A 17,713-nucleotide genomic window follows, 5' to 3' on the forward strand; every position below is an offset into this window, starting at 1 on the left:
GTAGGAAGACCATCCACATCTTGAACAACTCGTCTCAGATAACAAGATGGCGAGGGGTCAGAAGGCCGCCAAGAAGTCCGCGAATCCTCCCCGTGACCGCCCGCGGAGCCGGCCCGACGTGAGCACGCGCGCACCGTCGCTGGCTCGGACGTTCATTCCCAATTCCCTAGCCCTTTGGGCGAGCGCGGCATCTTCGCCGGCGGGAACCTCCGGGAACCCTCCCGCGGCCAGATACGCGCTGGCACGAATGCCGAGATTCGCGCCGAAGACATGCCCGTGCCCGTCGGCGAGCTCATGGACCGCGAGCCAGGCCGCAAGACGATCGGGGGCCACGTCCTCGGGGTCTGGGATCACGGTGCCGAGCACGAGGTCGATCCCCGCGTCTGCAAGGTCCAGCTGGTGCAGGAGCCACCAGTCGGGGACGGCGCTGTCGGCATCGGTGGAGGCGATCCACACCTTCTCCGGGGGCATTGCCGTGAGCGCGAGCGCCTCCTTCACCCCTGCCGCCCGGGCGGCCCCTGCACCGCCCGCCTCCAGCCGGACCCCGCGGACCGCGGGCCATCGGGAGACCACCTGTTCCGAGCCGTCCCGGCAGCAGTCGAGCGCTACCACGACAGCCGCCCTGACCCGGGGCTGCGCAACCGCGAGCCGCCGGAGGGACGCATCGACCGAGGCGAGGCAACGCGGGAGCAGCTCCTCTTCGTCCTTCGCAGGGATGACGACGACGACCTCTCGGATGCCTGTCGGCTCAGCTCCCGGGAGGTACTCAAGCGGCGGGAGGCGAGGCGTCACGCGATGCCCTCGCGACGCGCGACGGAGACGGCGGGCGGCCTGACGAAGACATCGAGCACAAAATCCTCTTCCTCGTGGTGGGCGAGCAACGCGAGACCAGGCTCGGAACGCAGACGCGCGTGCACGGCCGCTCCCGTGAGCGTCCAGCCCTCGATTGGGCCGAGCCAATGGCAGGCGACGAGAGCGCCGCCGTCGTCGAGGCACGCGAGGCAGTGCCGGACGACGTCGTCGAACTCTTCATGGGAGAAGTAGTACCCGACTTCGGACATGACGATCAGGTCGAAACGTCCCTCCGGCCACTCGGCAGGAAGCCGACGCCGTTCCCACGCGATGGCTGCGGCGGTGGGCATGCGGGCGGCGGCGAGGTCGAGCGCGCGCTGGCTCACGTCCGTCGCGACGACTGCGTCCGCCCGCTCGGCAAGTTCGCCGGTGAGGACGCCGATCGAGCAACCCATCTCGAGCACCCGTCGGTATCGCGGGGACGGCAACGAGGCGAGGGTGAGGGCCCGCTTGCGTGCCTCGTACCAGCTCGACTCGAACTGCCATGGGTCCGGGTCCGAGCCGTGGAGCTCGTCGAACACTGCACGAGCATCGCGGGCAGTGCCGACGTCAGGCGGCGGTGTCACGAAGAAGAACTCCGCCTCGCGGTCGAAATGCTCCTGCATCCCTGGGCTGAGGAGCGCTTCGTCGCCAGGCAGCTCCGAGAGCGGGCCCGTCTGGCTCGCATGCGCGGCAAGGGCAGCTGCCTTCCTCGATCTGAGGTCCGGGTCGAGGCGGAAGCGGCGCCCTCGGTCCCACGGGGCGTCCCCACAGCCGGGTGTCCCCCAGTGCCAAAGCCAAATCGGGTACTCGAGCAGCAGCGCCCGGGCTTCCTTGGCGACGCGCGCCGCAATCTCCCCGGCGGCGTCGTGATCCGTGTGGCCGTCGCGGCGCCAAGGCGCGGCGAGGACGACGGCGGGGACCTGGCCCTCGCGTTCCCTCAGCACCGTGCGCAACACTCGGGCGAGCGTGTTCGAGTTCTCCGCGACGCTTCCGTCCGGGATGCCGGCACAGTGGATCCGAGCACCGGGGGCGAGGAGCCGGACGGCGTCCTCCACTTCGCGTCGGCGGAGGGCTGCAAGCTTCGAAGGCGAGTGCGTGGGCGAGCCGGGATGGGAGCCCTCGCCATCGGTGGCGATGACGACGTCGACGGGCCAGCCACGGCGGCCGGCTTCGGCGATCAGCCCTCCCGCTCCGAGCGTCTCATCGTCCGGATGGGCCGCGAGGACGACGAGACGTCCGTGGGCCCTGAGGTCGAGGTCGGGCGCGTCCCGGGTGATCGTGTCGCCGCGCCACTCGGACTCCGGGGTACTCGCATCGTGATGGCTGAAGGTCACCATGGCATCGTCCCTGCCGCGAGAAGCGATCGGCCAAGTGTGGCAGCGTCGCGTTCGGCGTGATGCTGGCGCACGTAGAGGCGCAGGTCAGCCACGCGCTGGGCATGCTCGGCGTCGAACGCAAGCGGAGCTGGTCCGAGCGCGTGGTCGACTGTTCTGAGGACCTGCTCGACGGCGTCCGCGACGACCCCGCGGACGCGCAGGGCGAGCAGCGCGCCGCAGTCTGCCTCCGCGCGTCCGGCATCGACGTCGTCGGCCGCTTCGGCGAGCACCGCACGGGCAGCACCGAGAGCAAGGTCGGCAGCGCCAAGCTGCATGAGGCCGATCTGGTCGGGCTCCCGCGACGTGTACCCCGACCACAGCCGCCGGGCTACACCGAGAGCTCCCCCGTACCAGACTGCGGCGACGCCCATGCCGCCCCACGCAAAGCCGGCCCGCTCGAGGTACCAGCCGTCGTCGCCCACTGGGACGGCTGGGACGTCGTCGAAGCGTACCGGCGTGCTCACAATGCCCCGGAGCCCGTGCGGGGACCACTCGGAGGACTCGCTCGTGACCCCGGGGGCCTGAAGCCGCACCGCGAAGGCCCGCCGGTTCGAAGCACCCGTGTAAGCAGTCACGACCGCATGGCTCACCTCGGCGGCAAGGGAGCACCATGGCTTCACGCCGTCGAGCCGCCAGCCGTCTGCGGTCTCACGCGCTTCGAGACGGGCGTCTTTGCCCTCCGCCGCGAAGACCCCCCACGTCGTGCCCTCTTCGGGCCGTGGACGCCCGGCTTGGTGCAGGATCGCAAGCGCGTCGAGATGGGGCTCGACCGCTCGCGCGACCGCGAGGTCAGCGGCCCCGAGATTCGCGAGGATCTCCCAGAGTCCAAGCGTGCTCCCCTCTCCCGGCCAGGGAGCCTGCCGCCCGACCTCAGCTGCGAGGCTGAGCCCGGCTCGCGGCCAGTCATCGGAAAGCTTCCGTGCCTTGCATCCGAGCTCTCGGGCCCTCACGGCGAGTTCGTCGAGGTCGAACGCCTCGTGCCGCCGCGCCGCCACAGGAGCGCGGAGGCGCACAGGCAGGGATCTCTCCTTCGGTTCGTCCATGGAGGCCACGTTACCGGGGGCAGCATCACTGCGAGCGAGGCGGGAATCAGACCTTGGCCTGATGCACACGCCGGTGAGCGCGTCTAGGCTCAAGAATCATGCGACTGCACCACCGCCTGTACCGTTGGGCCCAGGCCCACCCCGGTCGGGTGGATGCGCTCATGGCCCTTGGCCTCTTCCTCTTCCTCTCCGCCCCCTACGAGTTCGCCTTCCGACCACGGGAGCTCGTCTTCTCCGCACTCGTCATTGCCCCACTCGCGTGGCGCCGTACGCGGCCCGTGGCCTCCGGTGCAGTGGTAGCCGCGGCGTGCCTCATCGAGGTGATCCTGGGCAACCAGCCAGTCGCCGCACAGGCTCTCGCGCTGGCGACGGTGTTCTCGCTGGCGGCCTATGCGCCGCGCTGGGCAAGCCTGGGCGGCCTCATCGCTGGACTCGTCGGCGGGTTCCTATTCGTACTGCGCTACTTCGTCCTGCCCATGACGGCGAGCGCCTACCTCTCGACCGGCGAAGCCGGCGTCCGCGTGCCAGTGCAGCTTGTGGGAGGCGTGGCGATCGGCGCCGTCGTGCTTGTCGCGTGGACACTCGGCGATCTCGCGCGTGCGCGTCGCTTGGCCGTGCAGGCTCTCGAGGACCGTGCGCGGCGCCTCGAGGTCGAGCGAGAGCAGGAGCGGGGCCTCGCGGCCGCCGACGAGCGGAGCCGCATCGCACGCGAGATGCACGACATCGTGGCCCATTCGCTCTCGGTCATCATCGCGCAGGCGGACGGTGCACGTTACGCGGCGGCGCAGGAGCCCGGCCTCGCCGTCGCGGCCCTCGGAACCATCGGCGAGACCGGCCGTGGCTCTCTGCGTGAGATGCGCCGGCTTCTGGGTGTCCTCCGCAGCGACGGGGCCGCACCGACCCGTCCCCTTCCCACACTCGACGACCTTCCCAGCCTCCTTGACGCCGTGCGCCGCGCTGGGCTCGTCGTCGGCTTCCAGGGCGACGGCGCTCCGAGGGGAGCACTTCCCGCGGGGGCTGAGCTCACGGCGTATCGGGTCGTGCAGGAATCCCTCACCAATGTCTTCAAGCATGCAGGCCCACGGGCGGCAGCGTCAGTCGTCAGGCGGTGGACCGCACGTGGCCTCGAGCTCGACGTGGCCGACGACGGACGCGGCGCGGCGGCCGACACTTCAGGCGGGGAGGGCCAGGGCTTGCACGGGATGGCCGAACGCGTGGCACTCTACGATGGTTCGGTCGACGCCGGCCCTCTTCCGGGCGGCGGATTCCGCGTCCGCGCATTCATCCCCTATACGGAGGCCTGACATCGCTGACTTCTCAGAGCGTGCTTTTCATTCCGGACAGCCCATCCGGGTGGCCCTCGTAGACGACCAGCAACTCGTCCGCGGCGGTTTCCGGATGCTCATCGACTCACAACCGGACCTGCGCGTCGTAGCCGAGGCCGGCGATGGGCTCGAAGCGGTGCGCGTGATCGGGCGGGCGGAGGTCGACGTCGTCCTCATGGACGTGCGAATGCCGCGCCTCGACGGGATCGAGGCGACACGGCGCCTTCTCGAAGGCGCGCAGACTCCGCCCGCAGGCCAAGCCCCGCGGCCAAAGGTGGTCGTGCTCACGACGTTCGACCTCGACGAGTACGCGCTGTCCGCCATCAGGGCTGGGGCAAGCGGCTTCCTTCTCAAGGACGCCCCGCCAGAGGAGCTCCTCGCCGCCATCCGCACGGTGCATCACGGGGATGCGGTCATCGCGCCGTCGACCACCCGTCGTCTCCTCGACCACATGGCAGCGCTCCTGAGGGAACCAACCCCCGAGGCGAGCACAGACGCCCAGGCAGTGGATACGCTGACGGCCCGCGAGCGCGAAGTATTCGTACTCATTGCGCACGGCCTCTCGAACGCGGAGATCGCCGACTCGCTCGTCGTCTCCGAGGCCACCGTGAAGACCCACGTGGGCCGGATCCTCGCGAAGCTCCAGGCGAGGGACCGCGTGCACATCGTCCTGATCGCTTACGCGACGGGAGTCGTTGTCCCGTAGTCCGGGCCCCGTCCCGTGCCTCATGCCTCTGCCATGCCTCATCCCATGGGATGAGGCTCGTGCCGTTCGGAGAGCCGGAAGATCAGCCCACGGCGCGATCCCCGCGCTGCTCTCGGTTTTCTAGCGTGGAACCATGACCACTACCTCCGAATCCACTCAGCCGCGGTCCGCGCTCCATGACGCTGTGACCGCCAGAGGCCTCCGCAAGACCTACGGACGCGGCGAGACCGCGGTCGAGGCCCTGCGCGGCATTGACCTCGCGTTCCCTGCTGGAGAATTCACCGCGATCATGGGCCCTTCAGGTTCGGGCAAGTCGACGCTCATGCACTGCCTCGCGGGCCTCGACACAGCTGACGCGGGTACGATCACGGTCGGCGGGACCGAACTCACCGGGCTCGCGGATAAGGCACTCACTGAGCTTCGCCGGGATCGGGTCGGATTCGTATTCCAGGCCTTCAACCTCGTCCCGACGCTCACGGCCCGGGCGAACATTACGCTTCCCGTGACCCTCGCCGGCGGGAAGGTCGACGAGGAATGGTTTGGGCAGCTCGCCGCGACGCTCGGGCTGCAGGATCGGCTCGACCACAAGCCCCACGAACTGTCCGGGGGGCAGCAGCAGCGGGTTGCAGTCGCCCGCGCGCTGCTCACGAGGCCGGCCGTCGTCTTCGCTGACGAGCCAACCGGAAACCTCGACTCCCGGTCGGGCTCCGAGGTGCTGGGGATGCTCCGTCGGAGCAGCCGTGAAATGGGCCAGAGCATCATCATGGTCACGCACGATCCGGTCGCCGCAAGCTACGCCGACCGCGTCGTGCTCCTGGCCGACGGCCGCCTCGCCGGGTCGATCACGGACCCGACGGTCGAAACCGTCCTCGCGGCACTTGCGAAAGTCGAGGGCTAGCATGCTGCAGATTGCGCTCAGCCAGTTGAAGATGCATGCCGGGCGGTTTGTGGCGATTGTCCTCGCGGTCCTCCTCGCCGTGGGCTTCCTCTCCGCGACCCTTATGGTCAATGCGTCGACGACGGCGTCCCTCGTCGCGAGCGTGGGCCAGGACTACGCGAGGGCGGACCTCGTCGTCTCGCCTCCCGCGGAAGGCGCACACCTGAGCGAAGCAGACGCCGCAGCCGTGGCTCGGACTTCTGGGGTCGCCGAGAGCTACGCCGAGCAGCAGCTCCAGATTCAAGCCAAGGTCGGCGAGACGACTATCGGCGGGCTCATCCGGAACCTGCCGCCGTCCGAGCGGCTTGAACCCGTCGCGCTCACGTCCGGTTCGTGGCCGACGAAGACTGGGCAGGTCGCTGTGGATGCGAAGACAGCCGCCGCACGAGCGTTGACGATCGGCAGCAGCCTTGAACTTCTGCCGTCCGGAGCTAGCTCTTCGGCCCATGAGGCAACGGCGACGGTGACGGGCATCATGGCGGCCTCGACAGACCCGCAGCAGTCCTGGGCCGCCCAGTTCGCCGCACCAGCGGACACCCTTTCCTCCCTCGCGGGCGGCCAGGCCGTCTACTCCTCGATCACGGTGGCCATCGCGCCCGGCGCAGACGGGGCGACCGTGGCGTCCGCGCTCGACGCCGCGGTTCACCAGGCCCCGGGCAGCGTCATGACGCCCTCGCAGAAGACTGTGGCCACGATCAAGTCCTTCACTGGGGGCTCCGACCGGCTCACCATCATCCTGCTCGCCTTCGCTGCGGTAGCCCTGCTCGTCGCGGGCTTGGTGGTCGCGAACACATTCTCAGTCCTCATCGCCCAGCGCACACGCGAACTCGCGCTCCTGCGCTGCATTGGTGCGAGCCGTCGGCAGATCCGAGCATCGGTCGTCGTCGAAGCGGTCGTCACTGGGCTCGTCGCCTCCGTGCTCGGGGTTGCCGTGGCTGTCGGCGTGGTCGCGCTTGTAGTCGCCCTCCTCGCCCAGAACCCGAGGTACCAGTACGCGACACTCGCCGTGCCGGCGTCGTCGATCGCCTTGGGGCTCGCAGTCGGCACGCTCCTGACCGTGTTGGCGGCCCTTCTTCCCGCCCGGGCAGCCACCCGCGTCTCGCCGCTCGCGGCGCTCCGCCCCTCCGACGAGCCGTCCCTCCGCCGTGTAGCGGGCCGCGTGCGGCTCGCCACCGGCGTCGTGCTTGCGGCCCTCGGCGCTGTGGGCCTCGGGATCGGCGCCGCGAAGGGGAATCTCCTGCTCGCGATCCCGGCAGGTGCCGTCTCGTTCATCGGAATCGTGCTCGCCGCCGCGCTGTTCGTCCCCCGGCTCGTCGCCGCCGCGGGGCTCCTGGCAGCACCGGCGGGAGTCCCCGCGCGGATGGCCGCGGTCAATGCCGTCCGCAACCCGCGGAGGACCACCGCGACCGCCTCGGCGCTCGTGATCGGTGTGACGCTCGTGACCATGATGATGACGGGTGCCGCGACAGCACAGACGGCCCTCAGTTCCTCACTCGACCGCCACTTCCCAGTCGACATGGCTGTCAACGGCACAGGAGGCGTTCCCTTCACGGCCCAGCAGCTCGCCGACGTCCGAGCACTGTCCGGAGTTGAGGCGTCCGCAGTCCTCACACCGGTCGGCTCGGTCCAGACGCACAGCACCCCGCGCGCGGCGTACGCCCCCGTCTACGCGATCAGCGCCTCGGATGCGGCCGCCGTCATCCAGAGCCCAGCGGACCGGCCGGCACCCGGAGGCATCGTGCTCCCACGCGGTGCGACGGCGACGCCTCCCGCCGTCTCGCCCGGGCCGGGCGCAAGCGGAAGCGTCGATCCGCGGTCGGCGTCTCTGGCGGGCACGGCGGGCACCGCGACCGACCTGCCCGCCCTCGTCCTTCCTGGGACGCTCCAAGCGCGCCCGGGCCAGCTGCCCCAACAGGTCTGGATCGCGGTTGACCCGAAGCTCGATGGTTCAGCAGTAGCGACGCTGAGGACCCAGGTTGCCCAGGCCTTGGGCGTGCAGGAGTCAGAGGTCTCCGGCGCGGCGATCGAGAAGGCCACGTTCACGCAGGTCATCGACACACTGCTGCTCGTCGTCACGGGCCTCTTGGCCGTCGCGGTGCTCATAGCGCTCATCGGCGTGGCCAACACCCTCTCGCTGTCCGTGCTCGAGCGCACTCGCGAGAATTCGCTCCTGCGAGCCCTCGGCCTAACGCGTGGACAGCTGCGCGGGATGCTGGCTCTTGAGGCAGTCCTCGTAGCGGGCGTCGCTGCCGTGATCGGCACCGCGCTGGGCATCCTCTACGGCTGGCTCGGTGCGCAGAGCGCCCTCGGCACTTTCGCTACCGTCACCGCCGTGATCCCGTGGGCTCAGGTGGTTGCCGTCATCGTCGTCGCCGCGGCTGCCGGCCTCGGGGCATCGGTGCTTCCCGCCCGACGCGCCGCGCGCCTCTCCCCCGTGGCCGGGCTCGCGATCGAGTAGCTGGGCTTGGACAGGCTATGCCTGCGCCGGCTCCTCGTACTTCGGGAAGATGGGAGCCGGCGCGGGCAGCTTCGTGCCGGGCGCAATCGGCGTCGCGAGCGCCGCGAACTCGCGCGCTGCTCCCTCGTCCTGGCCAAGGACGTCGAGCAGCTGCCCGGCAGAGGCCGGCATGACCGGCTGGACGAGGATCGAAACGATGCGCAGGACCTCGAGCGTCACGTAGAGGACGGTCGCCATGCGGGCAGGGTCCGTCTTGCGCAGCACCCAGGGGGCCTGCTCGGCGAAGTAGGCGTTCGTGTCTCCGAGCACACCCCAAATCGCTTCGAGGGCACGGCTGAACTCCTGCTTCTCGAACGCTGCCCGGGCGGCCTCCAGCAGACCTCCGGCCGCGTCGAGCAGGGCGCGGTCGGCGTCTGTGAGTTCGCCGGGCTCGGGCACAACACCGTCGAGGTTCTTCGCGACCATCGAGAGCGAGCGTTGGGCAAGATTGCCGAGGTTGTTCGCGAGGTCGGCGTTCATGCGGCCGACGATCGCCTCATGGTTGTAGCTGCCGTCGGCTCCGAACGGCACTTCACGGAGCAGGAAGTAGCGCACCTGGTCGAGGCCGTACTGGCTGATGAAGTCGCGGGGCGCCACGACATTGCCGAGCGACTTCGACATCTTGACGCCGTTGTTCTGCAGGAAGCCGTGGATCATGACGCGCTTGGGCACTTCGATCCCAGCGCTCATGAGGAACGCCGGCCAGTAGACAGCGTGGAAGCGCGAGATGTCCTTGCCGATCACGTGCACGTCCGCGGGCCAGTATCTGCGGAACGTCTCGGACTCGACGTCGGGGAACCCTACGCCCGTTAGGTAGTTGGTGAGCGCATCAACCCACACGTACATGACGTGGCCGGGCGCGTCGGGTACGGGGATTCCCCAGTCGAAGGTGGTCCTCGAGATGGAGAGGTCTTCGAGGCCGCGCTTCACGAACGAGATGACCTCGTTGAAGCGGTATTGGGGGGCGCCGAACTCGGGTTCAGCCTCGTAGAGCGCGAGCAGCTTCTCCTGATAGGCGGAGAGGCGGAAGAAGTAGCTCTCCTCGGCCGTCCATGTGACCTCGGTGTCCGTCTCCTTCGTGTACCGCACACCGTCGCGCACGACCGTCTCGTCCTCGGTGTAGTACGCCTCGTCGCGCACCGAGTACCAGCCCTCGTACTTGTCGAGGTAGATGTCCCCGTTTGCCTCCATCCGCTTCCAGATCGCCTGAGCGGACTCATAGTGCTCGGGATCGGTGGTGCGGATGAAGCGGTCGTAGCTCACTCCCAGCGCGGCATGGGTCTCCTTGTAGAGCTCCGCGTTGCGATCGACGAACTCCTTGGGCGTGATGCCCGACTTCTGGGCCGACTGGGCGATCTTCAGGCCATGTTCATCTGTACCCGTCATGAAGAAGACGTCGAATCCGTCCAACCGCTTGAAACGCGCCATCGCATCGGCAGCGATGTACTCGTACGCGTGGCCGATATGCGGCTCGCCGTTCGGATAGGTGATGGCGGTAGTGATGTAGTAAGGGGTCTTCCCGGATGCGGACGTCACCCTAAGAATTTACCGGATGCGCGAGGCCACTGCGGCGAATGCGTCAACGGACGACGGCGGGCCCCACCACACGTGGTGGGGTCCGCCGTCGTCGTGGGCTGCTGGGGCGAGGTGCCCTCAGAAGCTAGTCCTCGAGGTCGATCTCGCGGACGGCGGTTGCGCCGATATCGCTCTTGACGGTCTCGAGCACGTTGGCCGGGATCTTCGAATCGACGGTGAGGAGCGCCATCGCCTCGCCTGCCTGCTCCGCGCGGGCCACCTGCATGCCGGCGATGTTCACGCCGTTCATTCCGAGAATGTGGCCGATCGTGCCGATGACGCCGGGGCGGTCGGTGTAGCTCATGACCACGAGGTGCTCCGAGATCGGGATCTCGAGGTCATACCCGTTGATGCCCACGAGCTTCTGGATCTGCTTGGGCCCAGTGAGCGTACCCGCGACGGAGACCTGGGTGCCGTCCGAAAGGAGGCCGCGGATCGTGAGGACGTTGCGGTAGTCCTCGGCCTCCGAAGTGGTGAGGAGGCGAACCGCTACGCCCCGCTGCTCTGCAAGGACCGGCGCGTTGACGTAGGAAACCTTTTCGGAAACGACGTCGGTGAAGACGCCCTTGAGCGCGGCGAGCTCGAGGGACTTCACGTCCAGCGATGCGATCTCCCCCGCGACCTCGACATCGATCTGCGTGACGGGCTCGTGGCTGAGCGCCGTGAAGATGCGGCCGAGCTTCTCGATGAGCGGGATTCCGGGGCGAACGTCGGGGGCGATGACGCCGCCGGCGACGTTGACGGCGTCCGGGACGAGCTCACCGGCTAGGGCGAGGCGCACAGACTTCGCGACCGAGATGCCGGCCTTCTCCTGGGCCTCGTCCGTCGACGCACCGAGGTGCGGTGTGACGACCACGTTTGGGTACTCGAAGAACGGCAGGTTGGTGCTCGGCTCCTTCTCGAAGACGTCGATGCCCGCGCCGGCGATCTGCCCGGCCTCAAGGGCCTTGGTGAGGGCGTCCTCGTCGACGAGGCCGCCACGCGCCACATTGACGACGTAGGCGGTCGACTTCATCTTCTCGAACGCGTCCGCGCCGAGCATGCCGAGGGTTTCGGGCGTCTTCGGCATGTGGATCGTGATGAAGTCACTCTGCGCGAGCAGCTCGTCGAGAGTCACGAGCTTCACGCCGAGCTGCGCGGCGCGTGCTGACGTGACGTAGGGATCGAACGCGAGGACGTTCATTTCGAACGCCTGCATCCGGGCGGCAACGAGCGCGCCGATCCTGCCGAGGCCGATGACGCCGAGCGTCTTGTCGAGAAGCTCTGTGCCAGCGAACTTGGAGCGCTTCCACTCGCCGCCCTTGAGGGAGGCGTTGGCGGCCGGAATGTTGCGCGCGAGGCTCAGGATGTGCCCGCACGTGAGCTCAGCGGCGGAGACGATGTTCGAGGTCGGCGCATTGACGACCATCACGCCAGCCTGCGTCGCGGATTTGATGTCGACGTTGTCGAGGCCGACGCCTGCACGCGCAATGACCTTGAGCTTCTTGCCAGCCGCGATCGCCTCGGCGTCCAGCTTGGTGGCGGAACGGACCAGGATCGCGTCGACGTCCGCGATCGCCGGAAGGAGCTGGGAGCGATCGGCGCCGTCGGTGTGGCGGATCTCGAAGTCGGGGCCGAGGGCCTCAATAGTGGCGGGGGACAGTTCCTCGGCGAGGAGGACGACGGGCTTCTCGTTGGACACGGGCGGACCTCTCCGGTCGGGTCAGGCGGGATGCTTCATACAGGGGTGGTGGGGACGCCGAGAATGTGAGCGGGAGCACTCTCCTCGGCGGGACAGCCGAAGCGGCGGGCGCGAATCCGCACCCGCCGCTTGGACGATGACTAGCGGGCCACAGAGCCCTCGGTGTAGTCGTCGTTCTGCTTGATCCACGAGAACAGCTTCCGGAGCTCGCGGCCCGTTGCCTCGATCGGGTGATCCTCGCCCTTCTTGCGCAGCTCGAGGAACTCCTTCCCGCCGTTTGCCTGATCGTCCATGAAGCGCTTCGCGAAGGTGCCGTCCTGGATGTCCTTGAGGACTTCCTTCATGTTCTCCTTCACGTGCGCGTCGATGACTCGCGGGCCGGAGACGTAGTCGCCGAACTCGGCGGTGTCGGAGACACTCCAGCGCTGCTTGGCAATGCCGCCTTCGACCATGAGGTCGACGATGAGCTTGAGCTCGTGGAGCACCTCGAAGTACGCGATCTCCGGCTTGTAGCCAGCCTCAGTGAGGGTCTCGAAGCCGTACTGGATGAGCTGGGACGCACCACCGCAGAGGACGGCCTGCTCGCCGAACAGGTCGGTCTCGGTCTCCTCGGTGAACGTGGTCTCGATGACGCCGGCGCGGGTGCCGCCGATTGCCTTCGCGTAGGAGAGGGCGAGCTCCTTGGCTTTGCCCGAAGCGTCCTGCTCGACGGCGATGAGGTCCGGAACGCCGCGGCCGGCTTCGAACTCGCGGCGCACAATGTGGCCCGGGCCCTTCGGGGCGACGAGCGCGACGTCGACGTCCGCCGGGGGCTTGATGAAGCCATAGCGGATGTTGAAGCCGTGGCCGAAGAACAGGGCGTCGCCAGCCTTGAGGTGATCGGCGATCGACTCGGCGTAGACCTTCGCCTGGACCTGGTCCGGGGTCAGGATCATGATGAGGTCGGCTTCCTCGGCTGCCTCGGCAACCGGGAGGACGCGGAGGCCCTCGGCCTCAGCCTTGGCCTTCGACTTCGAACCCTCGGCGAGTCCGACTCGGACGTCCACGCCTGAGTCGCGCAGGCTCAGGGCGTGCGCGTGCCCCTGGCTGCCGTAGCCGATGACGGCGACTTTGCGGCCCTGGATGATCGACAGGTCGGCGTCGTCGTCGTAGTAGAGGTGAGTCACTTGATATCTCCTTGGCTCTTCACTGGAAAATCTCTATTGGGCTTGAAAGACGGCGCTAGCTCGCGCGCAGGGCGCGATCGCTCATGGACCGCGAACCGCGTCCGATCGCGAGCGTCCCGGACTGGACGATCTCGCGGACGCCGAACGGCTCCAAGACGGTCAGCAGGGCGTCGAGCTTCTCGGTTGTGCCGGTCGCCTCAACAACGACCGCGTCAGTCGACACGTCGACGATCGACGCCCGGAACAGCTCGACTGCCTGGGTGACCTGGACCCGCGTCATCGAGTCCGCCCGGACCTTGATGAGCAGGTGGTCGCGGCGAACCGAGTTCTCGGGGAGCAACTCGACGATCTTGATGACGTTCACGAGCTTGTTGAGCTGCTTGGTCACCTGTTCGAGGAGGTCGCCCTCCGCATCGACGACGACGGTGATGCGCGAGATCCCGTCGACCTCGGTGGGTCCCACCGCGAGCGAGTGGATGTTGAACGCCCGGCGGGCGAAGAGGCCTGCGACGCGCGTCAGCACGCCTGGCTTGTCCTCGACCAGCACGGACAGGGTGTGGCGGGCCATGCCTCAGTCCTCCTCTTCCCACACTGGCGTGGAATTGCGGGCCACCTGGATCAGATCGTTGCTCACGCCGGAGGGGACCATCGGCCACACCATCGCGTTCGGGCTCACCACGAAATCGACGACGACGGGGCGATCGTTGATCTCGAGGGCCTGCATGATGACCTCGTCGATCTGGTCCTCGCGCTCGACGCGGAAGGACGCACACCCGTAGGCCTCCCCGAGCTTGACGAAGTCGGGAACCCGAACGGTCTCGGCTCCAGTGTGCAGATCCGTGTTCGAGTAGCGGCCGTCATAGAACAGGGTCTGCCATTGGCGCACCATGCCGAGGGACGAGTTGTTGATGACGGCGACCTTGATCGGGATGTTGTTGAGCGTGCACGTGGCAAGCTCCTGGTTGGTCATCTGGAAGCAGCCGTCGCCGTCGATCGCCCAGACCGTGCGCTCGGGATTGCCGACCTTGGCGCCCATGGCTGCCGGAACCGAGTAGCCCATCGTGCCGAGGCCGGCAGAGTTGAGCCACGCGCGGGGGCGCTCGTACTTCACGAACTGGGCGGCCCACATCTGGTGCTGCCCGACGCCCGCGACGTACACGCCCTCAGGGCCGGTGAGTTCGCCGATCCGCTGGATGATTTTCTGCGGCGAGAGCAACCCGTCCTCCGGCTCGGTCCAGCCGAGGGGGTAGTCCTCCTTGAGCTTGTTGAGGAACGCCCACCAAGGAGCGAGGTCGGTACCGCCGTCCCTCTCCTGGATCGCGCGCACGGCCTCGGTGAGCTCGGGGAGGATCTCCTTGACCGAACCCACGATCGGGACGTCGGCCGTGCGGTTCTTGGAGATCTCGGCCGGATCGATGTCAGCGTGGATGACCTTGGCATTCGGTGCGAACGAGCTCAGAACGCCGGTCACGCGGTCATCGAAGCGAGCCCCGAGGGTGATGAGGAGGTCCGCCTGCTGAAGCGCTGTGACGGCCGAGACCGAGCCGTGCATGCCGGGCATGCCGACGTGCTGGGAATGCGAGTCCGGAAACGCACCGCGTGCGGTGAGCGTCGTCACCACGGGGGCGCCCGTCGTCTCGGCAAGCTGCACCAGCTCGGCTGCCGCGTTGGCCTTGACGACGCCGCCGCCCACGTAGAGCACGGGCTTGGCGGAGGCTGCGATGAGGCGAGCCGCCTCGCGCACCTGCTTGCTGTGCCCGCGCGTCACAGGACGGTAGCCCGGGAGGTCCACTTTGGGCGGCCAGCTGAAGACCATCTTCGACTGCTGGGCGTCCTTCGTCACGTCGACCAGGACGGGGCCTGGGCGACCCGTCGACGCGAGGTGGAAAGCTTCCGCGAGGGTGTGCGGAATGTCTTCTGCTCGGGTGACGAGGAACGAATGCTTCGTGATCGGCATAGTGATGCCGACGATGTCCGCTTCCTGGAAGGCGTCGGAGCCGATGACGCCGCTCGCGACCTGACCGGTGATTGCGACGAGGGGAACGGAGTCCATGTGCGCGTCGGCGATCGCGGTCACCAGATTGGTGGCGCCCGGACCCGACGTGGCAATGCAGACGCCGACACGTCCCGTGACCATTGCATACCCTTGGGCAGCGTGGCCGGCGCCCTGCTCGTGGCGCACCAGGACGTGGTTGATCTTCGAAGCCATCAGAGGGTCGTAGGTCGGCAGGATCGCGCCGCCCGGAAGACCAAAGACATCGTCCACGCCAAGTTCCTCGAGCGAGCGGACGATTGCTTCAGATCCAGTCATCTCTGTAGGCTCAACTACTCGGTTGGGCCCCAGGACGGCAGAGGCAGAGTCGACAGAGTCGACAGAATCCGCGGCCTTGGCCGCAGACGGCTTCGAAGCCATCAGCGATGGGCTGATCGGCGTTCCTTTGCTCATCAGTCTCTTCCTTAGGATCTTCGTGGCGAAGGAGCTGTGCTCAGCTCAAATAAAAACAACCCCTGGAGCGTTTCGGCTCTCCGAGGGGTTGCGCGTGACAGAACGTTGCCAGTGGCGGCTTCAGTAAGCCACGCGCTTGGCAAGGACGACGACATTGAGCACCATGTCGGTCGAAACGGTCTGCATGCCCACAGTCTTCACAATTCCTCGTGAGAGTGTCAATCTGCGACTTAGCGGTCTCACTATCCGGACATCTATCCAGCAAGTGAGACCGGGTGCGGCCGAGCCCTCGGACCCGGCCGCCCCTGATCCCTCCGAACCGCCAGCGTCAGTTGAGGACCGCGCCCTCGCTGGCTGAGTGGACGAGCTTGGCGTACTTGGCCAGGACGCCCTTCGTGAACTGGGCCGGGAGCGGCTCCCAGCCGTCACGGCGTGCCTCGAGCTCGCTCTCGTCGACGAGCAGTTCGATCGTGCGGTTCGGGATGTCCACACGGATGCGGTCCCCATTGCGCACAAAGGCGATGGGACCGCCGTCGACCGCTTCCGGCGCAACGTGCCCAATGCACAGGCCCGTGGTGCCGCCAGAGAAGCGGCCGTCCGTGAGGAGCAGGACGTCCTTGCCCAGCCCAGCGCCCTTGATGGCGCCAGTGATGGCGAGCATCTCGCGCATCCCCGGGCCGCCCTTGGGACCCTCGTAGCGGATGACGATGACGTCCCCGGCCTTGATCTCGCCGTTGTCCAGAGCATCGAGCGCACCCTGCTCGCGCTCGAAGACGCGCGCAGAGCCCTCGAACACCTGGGCGTCGAAGCCGGCCGTCTTCACGACCGCGCCCTCCGGGGCGAGCGAACCGCGCAGCACGGACAGGCCACCCGTCTTGTGGATCGGGTTGTCCATGGCGCGGACGATCTTGCCGTCGAGGTCCGGCGGAGCGATCTCCTCGAGGTTCTCGGCGACCGTCTTTCCGGTCACCGTGAGCGCATCGCCGTGCAGGAGGCCCGCGTCGAGGAGGGCGCGCATGACGACGGGCACGCCGCCGACGCGGTCGAGGTCGTACATGACGTAGCGGCCGAACGGCTTGAGGTCGCCGAGGTGGGGGACCTTGTCGCCGATGCGGTTGAAGTCCTCGAGTTCGAGCTCGACCTCGGCCTCGCGGGCGATGGCCAGGAGGTGCAGCACGGAGTTGGTCGAGCCGCCGAAGGCCATGACGACGGCAATTGCGTTCTCGAACGCCTCGCGGGTCATAATGTCGCGCGCCGTGATGCCCTGCCGCAGAAGGTTGACGACTGCCTCGCCCGAGCGGTGGGCGAACATGTCGCGGCGGCGGTCAGCCGAGGGCGGAGCCGCTGAGCCCGGGAGCGACATGCCGAGAGCCTCGGCAGCGCTGGCCATCGTGTTCGCGGTGTACATGCCGCCGCAGGCACCTTCGCCGGGGCAGATCGCTCGCTCGATACGGTCGAGGTCCCCCTTTGACATGCGACCTGCGGCGCAGGCGCCGACGGCCTCGAAGGCGTCGATGAGCGTGACGTCCTTCTCCGTGCCGTCTTCGAGCTTGACCCACCCAGGCATGATCGAGCCTGCGTAGAGGAAGACGCTCGAGACATCGAGGCGGGCGGCAGCCATGAGCATGCCCGGCAGGGACTTGTCACAGCCCGCCAGGAGGACCTGGCCGTCGATGCGCTCGGCCTGCATGACGGTCTCGACCGAGTCAGCAATGATCTCGCGCGATACGAGGGAGAAGTGCATGCCCTGATGGCCCATGGAGATGCCGTCCGAGACCGAGATGGTCCCGAACTGCATGGGGAAGCCGCCCGCCGCGTGGACGCCCTCCTTCGCCGCCTTTGCGAGGCGGTCGAGCGAGAGGTTGCAGGGAGTGATCTCGTTCCACGAGCTCGCGATACCGACCTGTGGTTTGGCAAAGTCCTCGTCGCCGAAGCCGACGGCGCGAAGCATGCCGCGGGCCGGGGCCGCGTGGATGCCGTCGGTCACGACGCGGCTGCGCGGCTTGATGTCGACGCCCTCAGTGGGCGCTGGGGAGGTTTGGCTCTGCTCGGTCATGGGGAGAGTCTATGACCGCCAGAAGACTCCCCCCGACCGGGAAAGGGGAGCTTCCGCGAAATTCCGCCAAT

At 67.9% G+C, this 17,713-nt stretch carries 13 protein-coding genes; 4 read left to right on the forward strand and 9 right to left on the reverse strand.

Annotation, left to right across the window (positions count from 1 at the left end):
• Window positions 1-57: 57 nt before the first annotated feature.
• Genes LK10_RS20050 through LK10_RS20060 form a run of 3 tightly spaced genes read right to left on the reverse strand, consistent with a single transcriptional unit; the run spans window position 58 to window position 3,253 of the window.
• Window positions 58-792 (reverse strand): glycosyltransferase, encoded by a 735-nt coding sequence (locus LK10_RS20050; RefSeq protein WP_052207622.1) that lies wholly within the window; start codon window positions 790-792, stop codon window positions 58-60.
• Window positions 789-2,171, reverse strand: coding sequence for a bifunctional PIG-L family deacetylase/class I SAM-dependent methyltransferase (locus LK10_RS20055; RefSeq protein WP_043127906.1), 1,383 nt, complete (start codon window positions 2,169-2,171; stop codon window positions 789-791). The genes LK10_RS20050 and LK10_RS20055 overlap by 4 nt, the downstream gene beginning before the upstream one ends.
• A complete protein-coding gene (locus LK10_RS20060; RefSeq protein ID WP_156144277.1) occupies window positions 2,165-3,253 on the reverse strand; it encodes an acyl-CoA dehydrogenase family protein in 1,089 nt (362 codons plus the stop codon). Before LK10_RS20060 ends, LK10_RS20055 begins: the two co-directional genes overlap by 7 nt.
• Before the next feature lie 98 nt (window positions 3,254-3,351).
• On the opposite strand from LK10_RS20060, the gene LK10_RS20065 reads away from it, so the two are divergent.
• From LK10_RS20065 to LK10_RS20080, 4 genes are all read left to right on the forward strand, one after another.
• Window positions 3,352-4,557, forward strand: coding sequence for a sensor histidine kinase (locus LK10_RS20065; protein ID WP_043127912.1), 1,206 nt, complete (start codon window positions 3,352-3,354; stop codon window positions 4,555-4,557).
• Between the two features lie 49 nt (window positions 4,558-4,606).
• The gene (locus LK10_RS20070) at window positions 4,607-5,284 is read left to right on the forward strand and encodes a response regulator (protein WP_043127915.1); all 678 of its coding nucleotides are present in this window, start codon (window positions 4,607-4,609) and stop codon (window positions 5,282-5,284) included.
• A 133-nt stretch (window positions 5,285-5,417) separates the two neighbouring features.
• Window positions 5,418-6,182 carry an ABC transporter ATP-binding protein gene (locus LK10_RS20075; protein WP_043127916.1) on the forward strand — a complete coding sequence of 255 codons (765 nt, stop codon included), beginning with the start codon at window positions 5,418-5,420 and terminating at the stop codon, window positions 6,180-6,182.
• A 1-nt stretch (window position 6,183) separates the two neighbouring features.
• On the forward strand, window positions 6,184-8,679 hold the full coding sequence (locus LK10_RS20080; RefSeq protein WP_043127919.1) for an FtsX-like permease family protein: 2,496 nt from the start codon (window positions 6,184-6,186) through the stop codon (window positions 8,677-8,679).
• Window positions 8,680-8,694: 15 nt separating this feature from the next.
• Here the strand turns inward: LK10_RS20080 and metG are convergent, their stop codons facing one another.
• The 6 genes from metG to ilvD form a co-directional block, all read right to left on the reverse strand.
• The gene (gene metG, locus LK10_RS20085; protein WP_043127921.1) at window positions 8,695-10,254 is read right to left on the reverse strand and encodes a methionine--tRNA ligase; all 1,560 of its coding nucleotides are present in this window, start codon (window positions 10,252-10,254) and stop codon (window positions 8,695-8,697) included.
• A 124-nt stretch (window positions 10,255-10,378) separates the two neighbouring features.
• Window positions 10,379-11,974: a phosphoglycerate dehydrogenase gene (serA, locus tag LK10_RS20090; protein WP_043127923.1), complete on the reverse strand. Its 1,596-nt coding sequence runs from the start codon at window positions 11,972-11,974 to the stop codon at window positions 10,379-10,381.
• 140 nt (window positions 11,975-12,114) lie between these two features.
• On the reverse strand, window positions 12,115-13,140 hold the full coding sequence (gene ilvC / locus LK10_RS20095; RefSeq protein WP_043127925.1) for a ketol-acid reductoisomerase: 1,026 nt from the start codon (window positions 13,138-13,140) through the stop codon (window positions 12,115-12,117).
• Between the two features lie 55 nt (window positions 13,141-13,195).
• Entirely contained in the window at window positions 13,196-13,708 is a 513-nt protein-coding gene (gene ilvN, locus LK10_RS20100; RefSeq protein ID WP_043127927.1) for an acetolactate synthase small subunit, read from the reverse strand.
• 3 nt (window positions 13,709-13,711) lie between these two features.
• Window positions 13,712-15,586, reverse strand: coding sequence for an acetolactate synthase large subunit (locus tag LK10_RS20105; protein ID WP_043127930.1), 1,875 nt, complete (start codon window positions 15,584-15,586; stop codon window positions 13,712-13,714).
• A 328-nt stretch (window positions 15,587-15,914) separates the two neighbouring features.
• The gene (gene ilvD / locus LK10_RS20110; protein WP_043127933.1) at window positions 15,915-17,642 is read right to left on the reverse strand and encodes a dihydroxy-acid dehydratase; all 1,728 of its coding nucleotides are present in this window, start codon (window positions 17,640-17,642) and stop codon (window positions 15,915-15,917) included.
• Window positions 17,643-17,713 lie beyond the last annotated feature (71 nt).

This window comes from Sinomonas humi (assembly GCF_000802235.1).
Lineage (GTDB): Bacteria > Actinomycetota > Actinomycetes > Actinomycetales > Micrococcaceae > Sinomonas > Sinomonas humi.